The following is a 21,902-nucleotide window of genomic DNA, read 5'->3' as shown; positions in this document are numbered from 1 at the left end:
CTTAATACCATTAACGCACGACGAACTCTGTCAAATCGCCTGGCGCTTTCTTCGGAATAACGGCTTCAAAGTAGCGTTTCATGACCGGTTCCGCGCATGGACACCATACGGCGAACAGGCTGATGCTATCGGCTTTCGCAACGGTGCCAGCTGTTTGATTGAGGCTAAATGCTCTCGCTCTGACCTGTTAGCAGACCGTAAGAAGCCTTTCCGGATTGAGCCAGAGAAGGGCATGGGAGATTGGCGCTTCATGATTAGCGAGCCGGGAATTGTGAATGTTGAAGACCTGCCGTCAGGATGGGGATTACTTCACGTCATTAAAGGTCGGGTTAAGAAGGTGCACGGATGGCCTGGTAACGGGCTTTGGGTTAACCGGGATAGCAAACCATTTCAGGCTAACAAACAGGCCGAATGCGATTACATGTTTAGCGCTCTGCGCCGCATGGATTTACGTGGGCATCTTAAAGAGGTTTACGACGGCGTAATCGTTAACAAGACAGAAGGAACCGCAGCATGACAACTAACCACCCGGCGCACGGTCCTGTATCACTCGATCGCCTGCACCAGATAAGCGAAATACTCAGCAAAGCAGCAGCACAAAGCGACGGCGGTAATCTCGGCTACGCAATGGCTGATGCTGTGAAGGTGATTGATGGGGTGATTACTGCGTTTGATGCTGAGCCTGTGGCGTGGCGATGGTTCCACCTAAATCAATGGCATGTTACCAATGATGAGGAGCGAGCAAGGGATTTGGCTTGGGATGGCGTCAAAGTGATACCGCTCTACACTGCCCCGCCAGCGCAGGTAGTGCCGGAGAATTGCGTAACAGCAGAACACCGTCGCGTTATTGAAATGCTGCTCAATGTTTGCGGGGCCGCATTCGAACTCGCAGATGATAGCTGTCAGCAAGATGTTGATGGCGAAGAGTGCCACGTTGTTCCAGACGACGCATTTCAGAAGCTAAGTGATGCGCTGGACGAAATCGAAAACACTCTCCAGACAGAAGATGTCGACAGGCCAAACGTATTTCTTGCCTGGTCGGCAATGCCACGGGCTTCGCTGAAATCACTTCTTCAGGCTGGGAACTCTCCGGTAACTCAGGATGGTTACATGCTGGTCCCGAAGAAACTAACCGCTGAGAACGGCGCAAAAAGAGTGCTGTCCGGTGAGTTTTCAGAAACGAAATTTATAAACTGCCCAGAGTGTTTTGGTGATGATGATTGCGAAACCTGCGACGGAAGCGGAAGAATTGAAATCACCGTTCCTGTCACATGGACGACCATCAAAGCTATTTGGGCTAAAGGTGTCGAGCATTTCGCAGCAGCACCGAAGCAGGAGGTGAAGTGATGGAAAACAGATACATATACCACTACTGCGCTGTTAGCGGTAATACGCAACTTGCCGGAATTGCTCAACTTACCTTCCGCATAAAATCACAGGCAGACTTAGAAAAGCTAAAGGAGCTTATTGCTGGCGATGATTTTAATCCTAAGGCTATTAGCTCACTGTCATATCTTGGTAGGGAGGGTGATGACTAATGGCTAACCTTCAACTGGCAGTTAATGGCGAATACTTCGACCAGATGAGGTCAGGCGAGAAAACGGAAGAGTATCGCCTGGTGAATCCGTACTGGGGTAGACGCATTCACGGCAAAGACTATGACCGCCTAATCATCACTCGTGGTTATCCGAAGCGCGACGACATGAGCAAGCGTATTGATATCCCGTATGACGGTTACGAAATCAAGGTGATTACTCATCCTCACTTCGGGCCGGAACCGGTGAAGGTGTTCGCTATCAAGGTGAATATTCATGCCCAGTAAACTCAAGCAGCGGCGTGTGCGTCGCCTCAAAGCGGATGTGGCATGGTGGAAATCTGAAGCTGAATACTGTAAGGCGCGAGTGTTCGAACAGGCAAACGAAATTGCTGAACTCAGAAGCATGGTGATTCGTGTACCAATGCCGGTAATGGTGCCAGTAGAGATACTTCGTCAGCTAAATGGGAAGAGTTCGAAAGAAAGTCCATTATGTCGCAATTGCAACGATGGAACCCGCCACGGTTGTTCATCGTGTGCTTACAGAATGAAGTAACCGGGTGCAGCCGGTTTAAGTGGAGAACTATGTATGAGCGGACAAATCCAACGTTTTCTTACTCCAGATGACCTCTATCAATTAACTGGTTATCGTCGCCCTTCCCTCCAGTGTAAAGCTCTGAGGGATAGTGGGGTATTTTTTATCCCACGTAAGGACGGCAGACCAGGAACAACATGGGATCATGTATCAAACCCGGTTGGCATTAAGTTGATAGTGAGTAATCCAGAGGAAGAAGAACCAAATTTTAAGGATATGTAATGTCTAGAGCTCGCAAAAACCCTGAGGATAACTGGATGCCTCCCCGCGTTCGCCGGGGAAAATCTGCTTATGAGTTTCGTACAACAGATGGCCGTACCGTCAGGTTGTGCAATCCGGATCTAACAAAATCGCAGGTGTGGGCAGCTTATGAAAACTTCATAAACGATTTAAAGGTTGGTACGAACTTCAACGCACTTTGTGAAGAGTTCTTTAATTCCGGCGATTTCCACGAGTTAGCAACTGAAACACGTAAAGACTACAGAAAATACGGTTCAAAGATAAATGTTGTCTTCGGGAAAATGAAGCCGGATAACATCAAGCCCGAGCACATCAGAAAATACATGGATAAACGAGGTGTTAAGAGCAGAGTTCAGGCAAACCGCGAGAAAGCATTTATGTCCCGTGTGTTTCGATGGGCATACGAAAGAGGAAAGGTGAAGATGAATCCTTGCCAGGGCGTTAAGCAATTTAAAGAGCAGGCTCGGACCCGTTATATTAGCGACAGGGAATATGATGCACTTTATAGCGTTGCTTCTGTTCCCGTAAAAGTTGCAATGGAGTTGGCATATCTATGTTGCGCCCGCCAGGGAGACATTCTTGACCTCAAAAAGAGTCAAATATTGAGCGAAGGGATTTTAATTCAGCAAAGTAAAACTGCAGTTAGCCAGATCAAGGCCTGGACAAAACGTCTGGAGGATGCCGTTAATCTTGCTGACAGCATTCCTCTTAACAGCGGGATGGTAAGTATTTTTGTCATCCACCAGCCATCAGGTCTGCGATACACACGCGATGCTTTTAATGCGCAATGGATGAAGACTAAAAAACTTGCTGCTGAAAAATATCCAGACCTTGATTTCCAGTTCACTTTCCATGATCTAAAAGCCAAAGGAATTTCTGATCTTGAAGGTACGCTGAGTGAGAAGCAGGAAATTTCAGGTCATAAAAACGCCTCGCAAACAGCGAGATATAATCGAAGAATTTCAGTTGTTCCGGTCGTCGGGGGGCAGTAATGCCCTCTTTTTATGGCGAAGCTGAATGGCGAAACAATGGTGAACATGGAGTACAAAAACAAAAAAACCACCCGTAGGTGGTTTCACGACACTGCTTATTGCTTTGATTATTCTGTTCTTTCCCATGGTACCCGGAGTGGGACTTGAACCCACACAGCGCGAACGCCGAGGGATTTTAAATCCCTTGTGTCTACCGATTCCACCATCCGGGCTCGGGAAGAAATTGGAGGCGCGTTCCGGAGTCGAACCGGACTAGACGGATTTGCAATCCGCTACATAACCGCTTTGCTAACGCGCCGAAATCTTCTTGCTTTACAGCCGACATCCGCTATTGCCGATGTCTTAAATTTGGAGCGGGAAACGAGACTCGAACTCGCGACCCCGACCTTGGCAAGGTCGTGCTCTACCAACTGAGCTATTCCCGCATCACCAAGTAACTTTGTTAATCACTTGATTTTGTTATCGTCTGGCAATCAGTGCTGCCGTTCGATGCGTTGCATTCTACTTACCTGACGCAATGAGTCAACGATATTTTTCACCACTGACGATCGTTTGCTGAAATTTGCGTCGAAACGATCACTGATCAAGCAAATCTCCACGTGCAGCGCTCAAATACTGGAACATTGACCACAAAGTCAGTATCGCGGCGACGAAGAAAAGTGCGATCCCAGCATACTCTACCCAGATATTTGGACGCCACAGCAGCCAGGCCAGTGCAGCCATTTGCGAAGTGGTTTTCACTTTACCGATCCAGGATACGGCTACGCTGCTGCGTTTACCCAGTTCGGCCATCCATTCACGCAGTGCAGAGATGATAATTTCACGCGCAATCATTGTTGCGGCAGGAAGCGTCACCCACCAGCTGTGGTAATGCTCTGTCACCAGGACCATCGCGATAGCCACCAGCACTTTATCAGCGACCGGATCGAGGAAGGCACCAAAACGCGTGCTTTGGTTCCAGCGGCGCGCCAGAAAACCGTCAAACCAGTCAGTGACCGCTGCGATACAGAAGATCAGCGCACAAACAAAGGGGGCCCAGGTGAATGGCAGATAAAAAGCCAATACAAAGAATGGGATCAGGATGACGCGAAACAGCGTGAGCAACGTAGGGATATTAAATTGCATATGACGGATAACTATCTGTTGTCAGTGAAATTACCCCTATGTTGCTACAGAGGGCCTAATGTTTCAACGAGTAGAAGATCTTTTCTGCCAGAGCTTGCGAAATACCCGGCACTTTTGCAATTTCTTCGATACTTGCGTTACGAAGGCCTTGCAAACCTCCCATATATTTCAACAACATCTGGCGACGCTTTGGCCCGACACCTTCGATGGTCTCAAGCGTGCTGGTGCTTTTCACCTTCGCCCGCTTTTTACGATGCCCGCTAATCGCATGATCGTGAGATTCATCGCGGATATGCTGGATAACGTGCAATGCAGGCGAATCCGGAGGCAGGCTAAAGCCCTCACCTTCCGGCTCAAAGAACAGCGTTTCCAGGCCTGCTTTACGATCGGCCCCTTTTGCCACCCCCAGCAAGAGTGGGTGCTGTTTGTCCCAGGGAACATCCAGCTCAGCAAAAACGGCTTTCGCCTGCCCTAACTGACCTTTACCGCCGTCGATCAATATGACGTCCGGAATCTTACTTTCTTCAATCGCCTTACCATAACGGCGACGCAAAACCTGATTCATCGCCGCATAATCATCACCCGGCGTAATGCCGGTAATGTTGTAGCGGCGATACTCTGCGCGCAACGGGCCATTGGCATCAAAGACCACGCAGGAGGCTACCGTCTGCTCACCCATCGTATGGCTGATGTCGAAGCACTCCATACGCTTCACCGCAGGTAACTTCAACACCGATGCCAGCGCCGTCAGACGTTGCGTAATCGTCGACTGCTGAGAAAGTTTTGTGGTGAGCGCCACTGCCGCGTTGGTCCGCGCCAGCTTTAGATAACGTGCGCGATCTCCTCGCGGTTTCGTCTGCACATTAATCTTTCTGCCGGCCAGTTCAGACAGAGAGTCTGCCAGCAGGGTTTTATCGCTAAGATTAAAATCGAGCAGGATCTCCCCGGGTAAGGTACGCATCTGGCTCCCCTGCAGATAAAACTGCCCGACAAAGGTTTCGACGACCTCACCGAGTTCCGTGCCACCGGGTACTTTCGGGAAATAGCTGCGGCTGCCCAGCACTTTACCCTGGCGAATAAACAGAACGTGCACACAGGCCATACCGGCGTCAAACGCCACGCCAATGACGTCCAGATCGTCTCCGGTATTAGAGACAAACTGTTTTTCTGTCACGCGGCGTACGGCCTGGATTTGGTCACGAATGCGCGCAGCCTCTTCAAATTCGAGATTTTGGCTGGCCTTTTCCATGCGAGCGATCAGCTGCGTTAATACCTGATCGTCTTTTCCGGACAGGAACAGACGAACATACTCGACCTGCTGCGCATACTCTTCCTCACTCACCAGACCCGCGACACACGGACCAAGACAGCGGCCAATCTGATATTGCAGACAAGGTCGAGAACGGTTGCGATAAACGCTGTTTTCGCACTGGCGGATAGGGAATATTTTCTGCAACAGCGCCAGCGTTTCACGCACCGCATAACCGTTCGGGAACGGTCCAAAGTACTCGCCTTTGGCATGCTTTGCCCCGCGATGCATCGCCAGACGCGGGTGCGTATCACCGCTAAGGAATATAAAAGGGTAGGATTTATCATCGCGCAGCAATACGTTATAGCGCGGCTGATACAGTTTGATGTAGTTGTGCTCAAGCAATAACGCTTCGGTTTCAGTGTGCGTTACCGTGACATCAATCTGCTGGATTTGCGCGACCAGCGCTTCGGTCTTGCGTGACGCAAGATTACTACGGAAGTAGCTGGAAAGCCTTTTTTTCAGGTCTTTCGCTTTCCCGACATAGATAACCGTCCCGGCGGTATCATACATACGATAGACGCCGGGCTGACTGGTCACGGTTTTCAGGAACGCTTTGGCATCAAACTCGGTCACTGGCTTGTTAATGTCTCCGCATTACACAGGCCATGGCGAATTGCCAGGTGAGTCAGCTCTACATCGCCGTGAATGTTTAATTTACTGAACATTCGATAGCGATAGCTGTTCACCGTTTTAGGACTAAGATTCAGTTGCTCTGAGATCTCATTGACCTTCTGACCTTTGGTGATCATCAGCATAATCTGCAACTCGCGTTCAGACAAACTGGCAAACGGGGTTTCCGTTTTCTCAGGCTCAATCTGGCTGAGCGCCATTTGCTGAGCGATATCGGAGGCAATATAACGCTGCCCGGAAAAAACCGAACGAATGGCACTCACTACTTCCTGGGGGGCGGCGCCTTTGCTGAGATACCCTGCGGCCCCTGCCTGCATAACTTTTGCAGGTAATGGGTTTTCGGTGTGTACCGTCAGCATGATCACTTTAATGTCTGCCGTGGAACGCGCAATTTTGCGGGTTGCTTCCAGACCGCCAATACCGGGCATATTCATATCCATCAGCACAACGTCAACGGAATTTGAGCGGCACCATTTTACCGCATCTTCACCGCAGCACGCTTCGCCGACAACTTTTATGCCTTTTATATCTTCCAGAATGCGTCGTATCCCTGCGCGCACCAGTTCGTGGTCATCAACAAGAAAAACGTTGATCAAAGGAATATCTCCAGAATAGGGATAACGCTACCGATAGTTAATCGGCCCTATGTTAACGGGTTTTATCTCAACTTTGAAATGTAAAAAACGCCCGACTTTCGATTTTGCTCTCGTTTTTGGAAATTAGATTGTACGACGAGTGGAAACTTTCAGTCCTGACAGCCTTCTGCCACGGTTATATCTGCATAGCTGTTTCAGAATAGTGACAAAAAATTCATATTCCCCCGCTGAATGCAAAATAGGCAGTCAAAGTTGTAACAATAATTAACGAGGAAAATACTCGAAATAAACAACATGTGGAGAAAATATATGCACTGCAACATGTTGTTTATTTTAATGTCCACAACATTGGTCCGCGCAAAAAACAACCACAGATATTTTTAGCCTCGCTTATGGTATACTCCGCCGCCTTAAGATTTGACATCGCACTTTTTCATTGAAACATAACGAGGAAAATAAATGAGTACGCCTGACTTTTCCACTGCTGAGAATAACCAGGAACTGGCCAACGAAGTCACCTGCCTGAAAGCCATGTTAACGCTGATGCTGCAGGCAATGGGTCAAGCCGATGCAGGCCGCGTGATTCTTAAAATGGAAAAACAGCTCGCGCTGATTGAAGATCAATCACAGGCGGCGGTATTTTCCAACACGGTTAAGCAAATTAAACAAGCTTACCGCCAGTAAAAAGAAACCGGCTGATAGCAATGCTCTCAGCCGGTTTTGCGTCTGACACTCAGAACGATAATTTACTCAGATAAGCCCGGTTGCCGCGGCATAACAGGCTATCTGCGTTTTGTTTGGTGCATTGAATTTCTTTTGCATATTCTTCTGATGGAAGTTCACGGTATTTTCAGAAATCGACAGAATGATGGCTATCTCAGAAGAGGTCTTCCCCTCCGCCGTCCATTTCAATATTTCCTTTTCCCGCTTGCTAAAGCGCATTTCTGGCGCCATAACCATGTCATCTTCCAGCCGCGTCAGTACAGACAGGCTTTCCCGTACCAGAAGCTGCATCCTGAGCTCCACTTCATCGCTCGCAAGGCGACTGTTACGGATACTTGCACGCGATACCGATAAAAAACCCAACGCCCGATTAGGCAACATTAAGCATTGCGTCATCCCTTTGCGTAAACCGTGATTGCGTGCGGCGTCCCACAAAGGTTGCGCATCGCGAAACAGAGTATCGTTCCAGGGTAAATGCCCCTGACTGAAGTTTTCAGGTTTCAGCACCGGATCAATGGCGAAATAATTTTCGGACTGATAATGCGCCACCCATGCTTTGGGATAGGTCGTATGAAGAGACGTTTTAGGTCGGGTAAAAGGTACCGGATGACGAACACAGAGCGCGTAAAAATCGAACTCTAAGTGCTGCGTCTGTTGTTGTAATTCCGTATAGACATCCTCTGCCGTCGCCATTTCCTGAAAGCGTAACAGCATGCTCCGTCGCCAGGTGAAGAAATCATGATCCTGCATACTAAGTGGTAATGCCCCTGAGATTGATAATCATCCAAACATATGAAACAAGCTAACACATAAATGTATTTTATATATGCAAATTATCGGACAAATGAAGAATTACTTGAGTATTACTCAACAGTGGAAGGAAGTAACAGATTCAAGCATTAATAATAAAGCAATAATTATAAATAGTTATGCGAACAGCACTCGCCAGAAACAATTCCGACGAGTGCTATATGCACTATTTATTGCATCAAAAACTTCTCAAGAAACTGACGGGTACGCGGCTGCTGCGGATGCGTGAATAAGGATTTTGCTGGTCCCTGCTCCACTATCCGTCCTTGATCCATAAATATCGCTCTATCGGCAACATCGCGAGCGAAGCTCATTTCATGCGTCACAATTACCATGGTGCGTTTTTCCTGCGCCAACTGGCGAATGGTATTCAGCACCTCGCCAACCAGTTCAGGGTCAAGCGCTGAGGTAGGTTCATCAAATAAAATAACCTCAGGTCGCATCGCCAGTGCCCGGGCAATCGCTACGCGCTGCTGCTGTCCGCCCGATAAACGCCGCGGATAGCTGGTTTCTTTGCCCGCCAGCCCGACTTTCGCCAGCAGCTCGCGCGCACGAGCTGTCGCTTCAGCTTTTGGTTCACCTTTGACTATCACCGGCCCTTCAATAATGTTTTCCAGCACCGTCCGATGGGGGAACAAATTAAAGTTCTGGAACACAAAACCGACGTGCTGACGTAACTGGCGAATCAGCCCTTTCTGCTGGGTCAACGAACGCGCGGTATCAATGGTAATCTCACCCACTTTAATGGTGCCCGCCTCCGGTTGCTCCAGCAAATTAATGCTACGCAGCAGCGTGGTTTTGCCCGATCCGCTCGGCCCGATAATGGCTACTACTTCACCAGGTTTGACGTCAAGATCGATCCCATGCAGCACCGTTTGCCCATGAAATTTTTTGACCAGGTTTCTGACTTCGATAGCACTCATTTCGGCTCTCTCTCCTGGCGGTTCAGTTGTTCTTCAAAATAGTTTTGCAGCGCAGAAAGCACCGTCGCCATCACCCAGTAAATCAACGAGGCCGCCAGATACATCGTAAAGACTTCCAGCGTACGCGAGGTAATCAGCTGCGCCTGACGGAACAGTTCCGGTACCTGAATAGTGGCGGCCAAAGAGGTATCTTTCACCAGACTGATAAAGCTGTTGCTCAGCGGCGGCAACGCAACGCGCGCAGCCTGCGGCAGGATTGCCCGGCGCATGGTCTGCCAGCGCGTCATACCAATACTGGCACCTGCCTCCCACTGCCCTTTATCGATGGAAGAGATTGCCGCACGCAGGGTTTCCGCAGCGTAGGCCGCCGTATTCAGCGACAAGCCAATCATCGCCGCCGGGATGGGATCAAGCTCAATACCAAACTGCGGCAGACCGTAATAGATCATGAACAGTTGGGCAATTAGCGGTGTTCCGCGAAAAATAGAGATATAAAAACGCGCCAGCCAGCGCACAGGCAACAGCGGCGACAAACGCATCAGCGCCAGGATAAACCCCAGCACGAGGCCAAAAAACATCCCGCCGATACTCAGTTGCAGCGTAAAAACCGCGCCTTTGAGCAGATACGGCAGAGAATCAATTACCAGTTGGATACTTTCATGCATTAGCGTTTTTCGACCTGGTTGTTACACGTGAGGATGGTAGGCAAACAGTGCAGGTGCCCCACCGGTATGAATAAAGAGGATTGGCCCTTCGTCTTTGAAGCGTTTCTGGCTGATACCGTCAATCAAACCTGCCATCGCCTTACCGGTATACACCGGATCCAACAAAATGCCTTCCAGGCGCGCCAGCAGTTTTACCGCCTCCATGCCTTCTTCGTTTGGCGTACCGTAGCCCGGCGCAAAATAATCGTCCCATAACAGGATATCCGCCGAGGCCGTCAGTTCCAGTTCGCGGGCAATATCCTGCTGCAACGTTACAACTTTGGGCTTTTGATCGGCGACGCTGCGCGAGACGGTCACGCCGATAAGCTCGACGTCTGGCATCAGTTGTTCCAGGCCCACGGCCAGCCCGGCGTGCGTTCCCGCGCTGCCCGATGCCACCACAACAGAAGAAAGCGCAACGGCCCCTTCACACTGCTGGGCAATTTCCAGCGCGCTTTCCACATAACCCAATGCGCCCAGGGCGTTAGAACCGCCAACGGGGATCACATACGGGCGGAAGCCCTGTGCTTCAATGCGCGTCGCCAGTTCCTGAAGTTGCGCATTCGGGTCGGTCAGCGCATCGCACATTTCAATTTGCGTATTAAACAGGTCCAGCAGCAGACGGTTGCCATTGGTGAGATAGTTGTCCGCAGTGGTGCCAATCGGATTTTCCAGCAGCGCTACGCAGTGCAGCCCAAGCTTAGCCGCAACCGCCGCGGTCTGGCGAACATGGTTAGACTGGATGGCACCCGCGGTTATCAGCGTATCAGCACCTTCTCGAAGTGCGTCTGCGGCCAGGAATTCCAGCTTACGCAGCTTATTGCCGCCCATAGCCATCGGCGTGACGTCATCGCGTTTGATGAAAATATCGCGCCCGAGGTAGTCGGAGAAGCGTGGAAGATATTCGAGCGGCGTTGGCGCGCCAATAAATTCCAGACGTGGAAAGCGCGTTAAGTTATGCAGCGGCATACAGCCTCCGGTATTCGTTGTTGTGATGTTCTTTTTATTATGCACGTTCAGGCGCAATGAAATAAAAAAAGGCGCTGTTAAAGGCGCCTTTTTTCATCGGATGCCGATTATTTCGTCACATCCGCTCCAAACCATTTTTCAGACAGCGCTTTCAGCGTACCGTCTTTCTGCATTTCAGCAATGGCCGCATCAACCGCCTTCAGTAGATCTTCATTGCCTTTGCGCAGCGCCACGCCGGACTCCTGGCGGGAGAATGCTTCACCGGTCACAGCCAGCGTATCCTTGGTTTTCTTGACCAGATCCAGCGCGGCCAGACGGTCAACCAGAATGGCGTCGATACGGCCTACACGCAGATCCTGGTATTTGGTCGGGTCATCATCATAGGTACGAATATCCACGCCCTGCACGTTCTGGCGCAGCCACTCTTCATAGTTGGTGCCCAGACCAACGCCGACTTTTTTACCTTTCAGATCGGCAGCAGTCTTAATAACACCTTCATTACCTTTCTTCACCAGCGCCTGAATACCAGAAACCGTATACGGGGTAGAGAAATCGTATTTTTTCTTACGTTCGTCAGAGATGGTCACCTGGTTGATGACCACGTCAATGCGTTTGGAATCAAGAGAGGCCAGCATACCGTCCCACTTGGTCGGCTTCAGGTTAGCTTTCACCCCAAGGTGCTTGGCCAGTTCCTCAGCGAACTCCACTTCGAAACCGGTCAGCTTGCCGTCGTCACCCTGAAAACTAAACGGGGGATAGGTCCCTTCCAGGCCCACCAGCAGCGTGCCACGCTCTTTAACTTTATTTAACAGACCTTCATCTGCATAAGTCTTTACGCTCATTCCGGCGACAAGTGCAACAGCCATTACACCCATCAGAGCCTGACGTCCCAGAAGTGCTAATTTCATAGTTACCCCGAATATTGTCATTAGTGACTATCATTTATTCACAAAATCATTCGAGTTGTATCAAGGCGGCAAGCGAGTGAATCCCCAGGAGCTTACTAAAGTAAGTGACTGGGGTGAATGAGCGCAGCCAACGCAGAGACAGCTTGAAGGATGACGTGTATATGACTGTAGTGTAGAGCGTTTGTCGTGATCCACAAACACGACTCTGTTACACCTTATTCGTTTTTAATATATATCAGAACTGGCTGTCCAGGAGGATTTCTGCATATGTCCCATATGGGTATGGGCTTTGAACTGCTCATACTTACGCAAGGCGATGCGGTAATTGTTGGTGCTGGTTTCCGGCAGCCACGGGGCAAGGTTTTCGTCGAGGAACCCTTCCTGCAGCAGGTCATGAGAGATATTTTGTTCGGTCAGGTGATTCCCGAGGCGACGCAGGCGGACAACGTATTCACGTACCGTGCCGTGACTCATTTCGGTCTGCTCAAATAAAAATTGTTTAAAACCAATGATGTCGAAAAAGTCGCTCTGCTCTTTGCAATGCAAATCACCGCAAAAACGACACAGTGCCACCCACTCTTTTTTCTCCTGCTCCCACTCGGCTTCATCCAACAACGTGTCCAGTCGAGCGATGGCGATTTTATTCACAATTTGCCCGCGACGAACCAGCGTGATCCGGTCGAGCAACTTAAAGCAATGGGCGCAATGCGTCTGGCTGTGTTTGAAATCTTTGAGGTAGCGGCTTAGAGGCCGTCTTTTTGATTGCTGCACCGTCATGAGAACTCCTGGTAGTCAATTCGTAATGCGGCATTGTTCAGGGGTAATGATGTACCCCTATAGCTTACCCAGCTTGGTGCGTAGACGTTTGATGGCCTGACTGTGCAACTGGCTGACCCGTGATTCCCCGACTTCCAGTACCGCGCCAATCTCTTTCAGATTCAGCTCTTCCTGGTAGTACAGCGTTAACACCAGCTTTTCGCGCTCCGGCAACGCCTCGATCGCATCCATCACGCGCTGGCGGAGGTTACCCTCAAGAAGCTGTTGTAACGGGTTTTCCTGCTGATGTTCTTCCGTCACCAGCTCAATACTATCGCCATGCTCTTCCCGCCACTCGTCATAAGAGAAGAGTTGGCTGTTATTGGTATCGAGCAACATCTGACGATACTCTTGCACAGGAATAGCCAAACGCGCCGCCACTTCGGTTTCCGTCGCGTTGCGCCCTAATTCCTGCTCCAGTTGTCCCATCGCCTGTGCCACTTCGCGAGCATTGCGCCGAACGCTACGCGGCACCCAATCCCGGCTACGTAGTTCGTCCAGCATTGCTCCACGAATACGCTGCACTGCGTAAGTGGTAAATGCCGTTCCTTGCAAAGCGTCATATCGGTCAACGGCATTCAATAACCCGATGCCGCCCGCTTGTAGCAGGTCATCCAGTTCTACGCTCGCCGGCAAACGCACCTGAAGGCGCAATGCTTCGTGACGCACCAACGGTACATAACGCTGCCACAGCGAGTGTTTATCCATTACACCTTCAGCGGTATACAGTGAATTCACGATAAACAGCCCTGCGTTAAATGAGTTATCGGCATGATTATCCGTTTCTGCAGGGGTTTTAATCGGGTGAATAGTGGGTGAAATGGGGGGTTATTTGGGGGTTACGGGTAAAGCTAAATGTAAAAAACCCCGCCGGAGCGGGGTTTGCGCGATAAGCGTTAATTAACGCAGCAGAGACAGAACGTTCTGCGTGGTCTGGTTTGCCTGTGCCAGAACAGAAGTACCCGCCTGTTGCAGGATCTGCGCACGAGACATGTTAGACACTTCGGTCGCGTAATCAGCATCTTCGATACGGCTACGAGCAGAAGACAGGTTGTTTACGGTGTTACCCAGGTTGGTGATCGCAGAATCGAAACGGTTCTGTACCGCACCCAGGGAACTACGCAGTTTATCAACTTTAGCCAGCGCTGAATCCAATTTTTCCAGTGGATTAGAAGTACTGATAGATTTCAAATCGCTTGCGGTCAGTTCTTTGGTTTTGTCAGTAGTTGCCGCAGTTGGAGCCGCCCCCAAAGCGCCTAAAGTAGTAGCGTATGTTTTATCGCCATCACGAACGATAGTTTTAGCACTTCCATCATTGCCTAATGCAAACTCAACATTTTTGCCATCAGCATCTTTGATTACAGAAGTGTTGCCAGTTGTTTTGTCCACATTGACAGCCAGGTATTTACCATCGGCGGTTTTGGCTGCATAGGTATCCGCAATAGCTTTACCATCTTTGTCCAGTACTTGACGGACTTCAAGGTTTTTCCCGTCCACATATACTGACATTGGAGAATCATTGAATGCCAAAGCTTTACCAACAGTTTTACTGGATACATCGACAGCAACAGCTTTACCTGCATCATTGGCAAATGCAGTAACACGCCCACCAAAGTTCGCTAACTGGACATCAGTATCAACACCATTAACTTTAGCCTGAACTTTTTTGTAGCCAGATCCATCTTGCTCTAACAGAGTATAACTTGCGGTCTTAGCATCAGCAGCTTGTGCTACGAAGTGAGTTTGGCCATCAACTTCAATTTTAAATACTTCAGATGTCCCACCTAGTGCATCTGTAGTATCACCTGTGGTTACCGCAGATTTGAAATAATCAGTAATCCCACCATTTGCAGCATCTTTAAAGTCGGCACCAAAACCAGCTCCAGCTACACCATTAACAGAACCATTCGTGGAGTTTACATCAGTAAATTTCGAAGCTGCTTCGCTTTTCAGTGCAACAGATGAGGAAGTCGGAACTTTACCCGGTGCTACACTGAAGCTATCCAGACCTAAAGTCTTAGCGTCGATTTTGTCCAGTTGAATTTCGATGGTTTCGCCATCGTTAGCACCAACCTGGATTTTCATGGTCTGGTCAGCGGCCAGTACTTTTACACCGTTAAACTGAGTCTGACCAGATACGCGGTCAATTTCGCTCAGACGCTGGGTAATTTCGTCCTGAATAGAGTTCAAGTCGGAATCTGAGTTGGTACCGTTGGTAGCCTGAACGGACAGTTCACGGATACGCTGCAGGTTGTTGTTGATTTCGGACAGTGCGCCTTCAGTAGTCTGAGCAACGGAGATACCGTCGTTGGCGTTACGGGAAGCCTGAGTCAAGCCTTTGATGTTAGAGGTGAAGCGGTTAGCAATCGCCTGACCAGCAGCATCGTCTTTCGCGCTGTTGATACGCAGACCGGAAGACAGACGCTCGATAGCGGAGCTCAAGGAAGACTGAGATTTGTTCAGGTTGTTCTGGGTCAACAGCGACAGGCTGTTTGTATTGATGACTTGTGCCATGATCTTTTCCTTATCAATTACAACTTGATGTTATTGGGCTGTTGCCCACGGTTTCTCACCGTAACCCATGTATCGGCACCTTAAATTCGAACTTTAGAAAATTTTTACTTTCCGCTCTCTTTTTTCTTAGCCCCTGAAATACCCTCTTTATATGCCACTATTCTGCGCATTATTTTTACAAAACTATCATTAAACTTTGCGCGCAGATTGCCGATAACCCGCTTAACTACTGTTTGCAATCAAAAGGAATTAGGCATGGCTTCATTTACTTCTCTGGGCGTCGGTTCAAATCTGCCGCTGGATACATTGCTAACGAATCTGACCATAGCTGAGAAAAAACGCTTAAACCCAATCACACAACAACAGAGCGACAATACATCTCGTCTGACAGCTTATGGCACATTAAAAAGCTCATTGGAAAAATTCCAGACAGCAAATAGTGCACTTAATAAAGCCGAATTATTTAGAAGTACTACCGTTACCAGCAGCACTGAAGATCTAAAAGTATCCACTGAGGCCGGGGCAGCACCAGGCATTTATACCATCAGCGTCACACAACTGGCTCAGGCGCAATCTTTGAGCACAGCAAACGTATCCTCAAGTAAAGATGCATTGGGTAACGGTTCCGCTAGCCGTACCATTAAGATTGAACAACCTGGCCGTAAAGAGCCGCTGGAGATCAAACTCTCTCAAGACAAAACCACACTGGACGATATCAGCAAAGCAATAAACGATACTGATAGTGGTATTTCAGCCAGTATTGTTAAAGTTAATGAAAAAGAGTTCCGTCTTGTACTGACTGCAGCCGAAGGTACGGATAGCAAAATGACTATCTCGGTTGATGGTGACAGCAAACTCAACGATCTGCTGGCCTACGACAGTAAAGCCGGCACTGGTAAAATGGACGAATTGGTTGAAGCACAAAACGCTAAACTCACCATGAACGGTATCGATATCGAGCGTCAGAGCAATAAAGTAACCGATGCTCCGCAGGGTGTTACGCTGGAACTAACCAAAAAAGTCACTGACGCACGTGTCACCGTAACGAAAAGTAATGAGAAAGCCACTGAAGCCATCAAAGGCTGGGTGGATGCTTATAATTCTCTGCTTGATACATTTAATACGTTGACCAAATACAAGGCCGTTGACCCTGGCGCAGAAGAACAGGATAAAAGTAATGGTGCACTACTTGGTGACAGCGTAGTTCGCACCATTCAAACCGGTATCCGCGCACAATTTGCTAATGGTGCAAGCGATGGCGCATTCAAAACATTAAATGAAATTGGTATTAAGCAGGACGGCGCAACCGGCAAGCTGAAAATTGATGATGATAAGCTTAAGAAGGCGCTGAACGAAAATACAGCCTCCGTGCGTGAACTGCTGGTTGGCGATGGAAAAGAAACCGGTATTACCACCAAAATTGCCACCGAAGTAAAAAGCTATTTGGCTGATGACGGTATTATCGACAATGCGCAAGACAGTATTAACGCCACACTGAAAAAACTGACTAAGCAGTATCTGTCGGTCAGCGCCAGCATTGAAGATACGGTTGCGCGTTACACGGCACAGTTCACACAGTTGGACACCATGATGAGCAAGCTCAACAACACCAGCAACTATCTGAGCCAACAATTTACGGCGATGAATAAATCCTGATAACACGAGGTAAGCATGTATACCGCGAGCGGTACCAAAGCCTATGCACAGGTCAGCATAGAGAGTGGCGTAATGAGCGCCAATCCGCATCAGCTGATTGAAATGTTGTTTGATGGCGCGAACAGCGCCCTCGTGCGCGCTCGCCTGTTTATGCAACAGGGTGATATCGTCGCCAAAGGCGAGGCCTTAAGCAAAGCCATTAACATTATCGACAATGGTCTGAAAGCAGGCCTGGATCAGGAAACTGGCGGTGAAATCGCCACCAACCTGTCCTCGCTGTATGACTATATGATCCGCCGTTTACTGCAAGCTAACTTGCGTAATGATTGTCAGGCCATTGAAGAAGTCGAAGAGTTACTCGGCAACATTGCAGATGCCTGGAAACAGATCTCACCGAAAGCGTCGTCCCAGGAGTCTCGTTAATGACCTCAGCCGTGGAGTTTATCAACCGTTGGCAGCGCATCGCGCTACTCAGTCACTCGCTGCTGGAACTGGCGCAGCGCGGTGAATGGGACCTTTTACTGGAACAGGAAGTTACCTATCTGCAAAGTATTGAAGTGGTCATGGAAGAGCAAACTCCACCGGGCATTACGCGAAGTATTCAGGACTTGGTTGCCGGGTATATTAAGCAAACGCTGGATAACGAACAATTACTCAAAACGTTGTTGCAGCAGCGACTGGATGAGCTCAGCAACCTCATCGGCCAGTCGACACGCCAAAAGACGCTGAATAACGCTTATGGTCGTCTTTCAGGCATGCTGCTGGTACCCGACGCCCCCACCTCGCCACAATAATTTCCCGTCTCGTCTGAATTATCTTCCATACTCCAGAGGTCGGCCAAACGACTTCTGGAGCACGGAAGATGAAAAATCCCACGTTATTGCAGTACTTCCACTGGTATTACCCTGATGGCGGTCAACTCTGGCCCGAGCTTGCCGAACGTGCAGGCGGACTCAATGATATCGGCATCAATATGGTATGGCTGCCCCCCGCTTATAAAGGCGCGTCCGGCGGCTATTCCGTTGGCTACGACTCCTACGATCTGTTTGATTTGGGCGAATTCGACCAAAAGGGAACCGTTGCCACCAAATACGGCGATAAAAACCAGCTGCTGGCGGCGATAGACGCGCTTAAGCACAATGATATTGCCGTACTGCTGGACGTGGTGGTTAACCACAAAATGGGCGCTGATGAGAAAGAAAAGATCCGCGTCCAGCGCGTTAACGCCGAAGATCGCACGCAAATAGATGATGAGATTGTCGAGTGCGAAGGCTGGACGCGCTATACCTTCCCTGCCCGCGCTGGCCAGTATTCGCAATTCATTTGGGACTTTAAATGCTTCAGCGGCATTGACCATATCGAGAATCCAACCGAAGACGGGATTTTTAAAATCGTTAACGATTACACCGGAGAAGGCTGGAACGATCAGGTCGATGATGAGTTGGGTAATTTTGATTATCTGATGGGCGAAAACATTGATTTTCGCAATCACGCGGTGACTGAGGAGCTCAAATACTGGGCGCGTTGGGTAATGGAGCAAACCCAGTGTGACGGTTTTCGTTTAGATGCGGTGAAACATATTCCGGCATGGTTTTACAAAGAGTGGATTGAGCACGTGCAGGAGGTTGCACCCAAGCCGCTGTTTATTGTGGCGGAATACTGGTCCCATGAAGTCGATAAGCTGCAAACCTACATTAATCAGGTGGAGGGGAAAACCATGCTGTTCGACGCCCCTTTGCAGATGAAATTCCACGAAGCATCCCGTCAGGGCCGCGATTACGACATGAGCCAGATTTTCACCGACACTCTGGTGGAGGCCGATCCGTTTCATGCCGTCACGCTGGTGGCCAATCACGACACACAACCTTTACAGGCACTCGAAGCCCCCGTCGAGCCGTGGTTTAAGCCGTTGGCCTATGCGCTGATCCTGTTGCGCGAAAACGGCGTACCGTCGGTGTTTTACCCTGACCTCTACGGAGCGCATTACGAAGACACCGGCGGCGATGGCGAAACCTATCCTATCGACATGCCGATCATTGAACAACTTGATGAACTGATCCTCGCACGCCAGCGCTTCGCGCATGGGGTACAGACGCTCTTTTTCGATCATCCTAACTGTATCGCTTTTAGCCGCAGCGGTACGGATGAGGATCCCGGCTGTGTGGTGGTGTTGTCTAACGGCGATGACGGAGAAAAGACCATCAATCTCGGCGCGAATTATGGCAATAAAACCTGGCGGGACTATCTGGGAAATCGTGAAGAAAGCGTGGTCACCGATGAAAACGGCGAAGCGACGTTTTTCTGTAACGGCGGGAGCGTCAGCGTGTGGGTGATTGAAGACGTGTTGTAAAGCTCAACCCCGGTGACCGATGGTTACCGGGGCGTACGGCTTATGGCAGCGGTGTTGCCAGCGGCGTTTTCTTTAACGCGTCAGCACATTCCTGCGTCGGGCGATCCACCCGTTGCAGCGTCATACCGTCATATTCCAGCGTATTGCCTTCACGCTCGATCTCGTACAGCTCGCGTTTCACCGTCACGTTGGTGAGATCGCCGGAAATCATCGTCAATTTCCCCGGCAGGGCAATGACCCGCTGCCATTGGCGACAATCCAGTGTATCGCCCTCTTTCGTTATCACCAGGCTGGCAATCGCTTCCGGACTCACCAGGCTGCGTTGCGGACCTTTTGACTGCCAGTATCCTTCCAGACCGGCTGGCGCTGGCGTTTTCACCACGTCGTTATAATTTTCTACTTCGGCGCATCCGGTAAGCGCCAGAAATACACCAACGATTGCTAATTTTTTCATCATTCATCCTGCATGCGAAGAAAATGGGATTGTGGCATTAAAGGCCTGATGTCGCCAGCCTTTCGGCAGCGTTGAGAAAGATTGATCCAGACGGTGTTACCTCTTATTACTCATAGTCAAAAATTCTGAACGGTGTAGTATCCACACTTCTTGTTACATACCTTCTGAGTTCAGAGGCACAACGCATGTCATGGCAACACTTCAAACAGGCCTGGTTAATTAAATTTTGGGCCCCCGCCCCTGCGGTCATCGCAGCGGGTATTCTCTCCACTTATTATTTCGGCATTACGGGAACCTTCTGGGCCGTTACCGGTGAATTCACCCGCTGGGGTGGTCAAATCCTGCAACTGTTTGGTGTGCACGCCGAAGAGTGGGGATACTACAAGCTGATCCATCTCGAAGGCTCTCCGTTGACCCGCATCGACGGCATGATGATCCTCGGTATGTTCGGCGGCTGTTTTGCTGCCGCACTGTGGGCCAACAACGTCAAGTTACGCATGCCGCGCAGTCGAGTGCGCATTATGCAGGCGATAGTCGGCGGGGCAATCGCCGGATTCGGCGCACGGCTGGCAATGGGCTGTAACCTGGCCGCATTCTTCACCGGCATTCCGCAGTTCTCACTACACGCCTGGTTTTTTGCGCTGGCCACGGCCATTGGCTCCTGGTTTGGCGCACGCTTTACACTGCTGCCAATGTTTCGTATTCCGGTCAAAATGCAAAAAGTCTCCGCCGCCTCGCCGTTAACGCAAAAACCGGATCAGGCCCGTCGCCGTTTCCGCCTGGGCATGCTGGTGTTTATCGGCATGATCGGCTGGGCGCTACTCACGGCGATGGATAAACCCAAGCTCGGTCTGGCGATGCTGTTCGGCGTTGGGTTCGGTCTGCTGATTGAACGGGCGCAAATCTGCTTCACCTCCGCCTTCCGCGATCTGTGGATTTCCGGTCGCACCCATATGGCAAAAGCGATCATCTTCGGGATGGCGGTCAGCGCCATCGGTATTTTTAGCTACGTGCAACTAGGCGTCGAGCCTAAAATCATGTGGGCGGGTCCGAATGCGGTGATCGGCGGCTTGCTGTTCGGCTTTGGCATCGTTTTAGCGGGCGGATGTGAAACCGGCTGGATGTATCGCGCCGTTGAAGGCCAGGTGCATTACTGGTGGGTTGGTCTGGGCAACGTTATTGGCTCGACCATTCTGGCCTACTACTGGGATGATTTTGCTCCCGCGCTTGCCACCAACTGGGACAAAGTGAATCTGCTCAACACCTTCGGTCCGCTCGGCGGTCTGCTGGTGACCTATCTGCTGTTGTTTGCCGCGCTGATGCTGATTATCGGCTGGGAAAAACGTTTCTTCCGTCGCGCAGGGCTGACGCCTGCCAAGGAGTCTGTATGAAAAATATCGTGCCTGATTATCGCCTCGATATGGTCGGCGAACCGTGTCCATACCCTGCTGTAGCCACGCTGGAAGCGATGCCGCAATTGAAGAAAGGTGAAATTCTGGAAGTGGTGAGCGATTGCCCGCAGTCAATCAACAATATTCCACTGGATGCGCGTAATCACGGCTATACGGTGCTGGATATTCAGCAGGATGGTCCAACGATCCGCTATTTGATTCAGAAGTAACTGGTTGCCGGATGGCACTGCGCTTATCCGGCAAACATTATCTGCACGTTGTCCCTACACCTGCATCGACATCATATGACCATGTATTTTTCATAAACGACAAAGATCGTCCAAGAGCGCATCAGATAACAGATGGTTAGAGTCGTCGAAAACATCAATCGCCTAAGTTCACCTCAGAGTGAGCGCTTCGTTGTGCCCCATCCATGCCCCATCACACGTCCCATCTTAGTAAAAGATAGAAATTGGTCGAAAGGCATATAAAAGCCTTGGCGTCCCATTTTTGTCTCATATCACCTGACGATCATCGAACTCAGCATGACCCGCTCTGTTTACAACCACGCAGCTTACCTTGATACGCGCATGGAGATGATGCAGTGGTGGGCGGGCGGGATTGATGAGAAGGTGAATTGACCACCTAATGGATAGTTTA

The 21,902-nt window shown here is 49.9% G+C and carries 26 protein-coding genes and 3 tRNA genes; 14 read left to right on the top strand and 15 right to left on the bottom strand.

The window, feature by feature from the left end; genetic code table 11:
• The first annotated feature begins 4 nt into the window (after nucleotides 1-4).
• From BZK40_RS11900 to BZK40_RS11870, 6 genes are all read left to right on the top strand, one after another.
• Complete coding sequence (locus BZK40_RS11900) at nucleotides 5-517, top strand: hypothetical protein (protein WP_079934780.1); 513 nt, start codon at nucleotides 5-7, stop codon at nucleotides 515-517.
• Entirely contained in the window at nucleotides 514-1,347 is an 834-nt protein-coding gene (locus tag BZK40_RS24785) for a hypothetical protein (RefSeq protein ID WP_253193179.1), read from the top strand. The genes BZK40_RS11900 and BZK40_RS24785 overlap by 4 nt, the downstream gene beginning before the upstream one ends.
• A complete protein-coding gene (locus BZK40_RS11890) occupies nucleotides 1,347-1,538 on the top strand; it encodes a hypothetical protein (RefSeq protein ID WP_079934688.1) in 192 nt (63 codons plus the stop codon). Before BZK40_RS24785 ends, BZK40_RS11890 begins: the two co-directional genes overlap by 1 nt.
• Nucleotides 1,538-1,822 (top strand): RNA-binding protein, encoded by a 285-nt coding sequence (locus BZK40_RS11885; protein WP_079934687.1) that lies wholly within the window; start codon nucleotides 1,538-1,540, stop codon nucleotides 1,820-1,822. Before BZK40_RS11890 ends, BZK40_RS11885 begins: the two co-directional genes overlap by 1 nt.
• A gap of 301 nt (nucleotides 1,823-2,123) precedes the next feature.
• A complete protein-coding gene (locus tag BZK40_RS11875) occupies nucleotides 2,124-2,351 on the top strand; it encodes a DUF4224 domain-containing protein (RefSeq protein WP_079934685.1) in 228 nt (75 codons plus the stop codon).
• On the top strand, nucleotides 2,351-3,361 hold the full coding sequence (locus BZK40_RS11870; RefSeq protein ID WP_079934684.1) for a tyrosine-type recombinase/integrase: 1,011 nt from the start codon (nucleotides 2,351-2,353) through the stop codon (nucleotides 3,359-3,361). The genes BZK40_RS11875 and BZK40_RS11870 overlap by 1 nt, the downstream gene beginning before the upstream one ends.
• Nucleotides 3,362-3,486: 125 nt before the next feature.
• On the opposite strand, the gene BZK40_RS11865 is transcribed toward BZK40_RS11870, so the two are convergent.
• The 6 genes from BZK40_RS11865 to uvrY form a co-directional block, all read right to left on the bottom strand.
• A tRNA-Leu gene (locus BZK40_RS11865) sits at nucleotides 3,487-3,573 on the bottom strand.
• A gap of 12 nt (nucleotides 3,574-3,585) precedes the next feature.
• A tRNA-Cys gene (locus tag BZK40_RS11860) sits at nucleotides 3,586-3,659 on the bottom strand.
• Nucleotides 3,660-3,710: 51 nt separating this feature from the next.
• Nucleotides 3,711-3,786, bottom strand: a tRNA-Gly gene (locus tag BZK40_RS11855).
• 151 nt (nucleotides 3,787-3,937) lie between these two features.
• Nucleotides 3,938-4,486: a CDP-diacylglycerol--glycerol-3-phosphate 3-phosphatidyltransferase gene (gene pgsA, locus BZK40_RS11850; protein ID WP_003030490.1), complete on the bottom strand. Its 549-nt coding sequence runs from the start codon at nucleotides 4,484-4,486 to the stop codon at nucleotides 3,938-3,940.
• A 55-nt stretch (nucleotides 4,487-4,541) separates the two neighbouring features.
• Nucleotides 4,542-6,371: an excinuclease ABC subunit UvrC gene (uvrC, locus tag BZK40_RS11845; RefSeq protein ID WP_079934683.1), complete on the bottom strand. Its 1,830-nt coding sequence runs from the start codon at nucleotides 6,369-6,371 to the stop codon at nucleotides 4,542-4,544.
• On the bottom strand, nucleotides 6,368-7,024 hold the full coding sequence (uvrY, locus tag BZK40_RS11840) for a UvrY/SirA/GacA family response regulator transcription factor (RefSeq protein WP_003834023.1): 657 nt from the start codon (nucleotides 7,022-7,024) through the stop codon (nucleotides 6,368-6,370). The genes uvrC and uvrY overlap by 4 nt, the downstream gene beginning before the upstream one ends.
• Before the next feature lie 296 nt (nucleotides 7,025-7,320).
• Between uvrY and BZK40_RS25015 the strand changes: the two genes are divergently transcribed.
• Together BZK40_RS25015 and BZK40_RS11835 are read left to right on the top strand one after the other, a co-directional pair.
• Nucleotides 7,321-7,464, top strand: a complete 144-nt coding sequence (locus tag BZK40_RS25015; RefSeq protein WP_418219448.1) for a hypothetical protein — start codon at nucleotides 7,321-7,323, stop codon at nucleotides 7,462-7,464.
• Nucleotides 7,465-7,483: 19 nt separating this feature from the next.
• Nucleotides 7,484-7,708, top strand: coding sequence for a DUF2594 family protein (locus BZK40_RS11835; RefSeq protein WP_003030482.1), 225 nt, complete (start codon nucleotides 7,484-7,486; stop codon nucleotides 7,706-7,708).
• 66 nt (nucleotides 7,709-7,774) lie between these two features.
• Here BZK40_RS11835 and sdiA read toward each other — a convergent pair whose 3' ends face one another.
• The 8 genes from sdiA to BZK40_RS11795 form a co-directional block, all read right to left on the bottom strand.
• Entirely contained in the window at nucleotides 7,775-8,497 is a 723-nt protein-coding gene (gene sdiA, locus BZK40_RS11830) for a quorum-sensing transcriptional regulator SdiA (RefSeq protein WP_008785095.1), read from the bottom strand.
• Nucleotides 8,498-8,727: 230 nt separating this feature from the next.
• Nucleotides 8,728-9,480, bottom strand: coding sequence for an L-cystine ABC transporter ATP-binding protein TcyN (gene tcyN / locus BZK40_RS11825; RefSeq protein ID WP_003030477.1), 753 nt, complete (start codon nucleotides 9,478-9,480; stop codon nucleotides 8,728-8,730).
• Nucleotides 9,477-10,145, bottom strand: coding sequence for a cystine ABC transporter permease (gene tcyL / locus BZK40_RS11820; RefSeq protein ID WP_003030474.1), 669 nt, complete (start codon nucleotides 10,143-10,145; stop codon nucleotides 9,477-9,479). Before tcyL ends, tcyN begins: the two co-directional genes overlap by 4 nt.
• Before the next feature lie 21 nt (nucleotides 10,146-10,166).
• Nucleotides 10,167-11,153 carry a D-cysteine desulfhydrase gene (gene dcyD, locus BZK40_RS11815; protein WP_079934682.1) on the bottom strand — a complete coding sequence of 329 codons (987 nt, stop codon included), beginning with the start codon at nucleotides 11,151-11,153 and terminating at the stop codon, nucleotides 10,167-10,169.
• Nucleotides 11,154-11,260: 107 nt separating this feature from the next.
• Entirely contained in the window at nucleotides 11,261-12,061 is an 801-nt protein-coding gene (gene tcyJ / locus BZK40_RS11810; RefSeq protein ID WP_003030469.1) for a cystine ABC transporter substrate-binding protein, read from the bottom strand.
• A 225-nt stretch (nucleotides 12,062-12,286) separates the two neighbouring features.
• Complete coding sequence (fliZ, locus tag BZK40_RS11805; protein WP_003030467.1) at nucleotides 12,287-12,838, bottom strand: flagella biosynthesis regulatory protein FliZ; 552 nt, start codon at nucleotides 12,836-12,838, stop codon at nucleotides 12,287-12,289.
• A gap of 57 nt (nucleotides 12,839-12,895) precedes the next feature.
• Entirely contained in the window at nucleotides 12,896-13,615 is a 720-nt protein-coding gene (locus BZK40_RS11800; RefSeq protein WP_003030465.1) for an RNA polymerase sigma factor FliA, read from the bottom strand.
• A gap of 162 nt (nucleotides 13,616-13,777) precedes the next feature.
• Nucleotides 13,778-15,391 (bottom strand): flagellin N-terminal helical domain-containing protein, encoded by a 1,614-nt coding sequence (locus BZK40_RS11795; RefSeq protein ID WP_071445481.1) that lies wholly within the window; start codon nucleotides 15,389-15,391, stop codon nucleotides 13,778-13,780.
• A 255-nt stretch (nucleotides 15,392-15,646) separates the two neighbouring features.
• On the opposite strand from BZK40_RS11795, the gene fliD reads away from it, so the two are divergent.
• The 4 genes from fliD (at nucleotide 15,647) to amyA (ending at nucleotide 19,397) form a co-directional block, all read left to right on the top strand.
• Nucleotides 15,647-17,047: a flagellar filament capping protein FliD gene (fliD, locus tag BZK40_RS11785; protein ID WP_048216066.1), complete on the top strand. Its 1,401-nt coding sequence runs from the start codon at nucleotides 15,647-15,649 to the stop codon at nucleotides 17,045-17,047.
• Nucleotides 17,048-17,062: 15 nt separating this feature from the next.
• Entirely contained in the window at nucleotides 17,063-17,470 is a 408-nt protein-coding gene (fliS, locus tag BZK40_RS11780) for a flagellar export chaperone FliS (RefSeq protein WP_048216065.1), read from the top strand.
• Entirely contained in the window at nucleotides 17,470-17,841 is a 372-nt protein-coding gene (fliT, locus tag BZK40_RS11775) for a flagella biosynthesis regulatory protein FliT (protein ID WP_008785101.1), read from the top strand. Before fliS ends, fliT begins: the two co-directional genes overlap by 1 nt.
• Before the next feature lie 68 nt (nucleotides 17,842-17,909).
• The gene (gene amyA, locus BZK40_RS11770) at nucleotides 17,910-19,397 is read left to right on the top strand and encodes an alpha-amylase (protein WP_048216064.1); all 1,488 of its coding nucleotides are present in this window, start codon (nucleotides 17,910-17,912) and stop codon (nucleotides 19,395-19,397) included.
• A 40-nt stretch (nucleotides 19,398-19,437) separates the two neighbouring features.
• Here amyA and yedD read toward each other — a convergent pair whose 3' ends face one another.
• The gene (yedD, locus tag BZK40_RS11765; RefSeq protein WP_079934681.1) at nucleotides 19,438-19,851 is read right to left on the bottom strand and encodes a lipoprotein YedD; all 414 of its coding nucleotides are present in this window, start codon (nucleotides 19,849-19,851) and stop codon (nucleotides 19,438-19,440) included.
• A 185-nt stretch (nucleotides 19,852-20,036) separates the two neighbouring features.
• Here yedD and yedE point away from each other — a divergent pair, with 185 nt between their 5' ends.
• Both yedE and yedF read left to right on the top strand, forming a co-directional pair.
• Nucleotides 20,037-21,242 (top strand): selenium metabolism membrane protein YedE/FdhT, encoded by a 1,206-nt coding sequence (gene yedE, locus BZK40_RS11760; protein ID WP_048235181.1) that lies wholly within the window; start codon nucleotides 20,037-20,039, stop codon nucleotides 21,240-21,242.
• Nucleotides 21,239-21,472 carry a sulfurtransferase-like selenium metabolism protein YedF gene (gene yedF, locus BZK40_RS11755; protein WP_000790504.1) on the top strand — a complete coding sequence of 78 codons (234 nt, stop codon included), beginning with the start codon at nucleotides 21,239-21,241 and terminating at the stop codon, nucleotides 21,470-21,472. The genes yedE and yedF overlap by 4 nt, the downstream gene beginning before the upstream one ends.
• The last annotated feature ends 430 nt before the right edge of the window (nucleotides 21,473-21,902 follow it).

Source organism: Citrobacter portucalensis (assembly GCF_002042885.1).
GTDB lineage: Bacteria > Pseudomonadota > Gammaproteobacteria > Enterobacterales > Enterobacteriaceae > Citrobacter > Citrobacter portucalensis.
The sequence above is the reverse complement of the archived record's forward strand: the minus strand, read 5'-3'. Positions and strand labels throughout refer to the sequence as shown.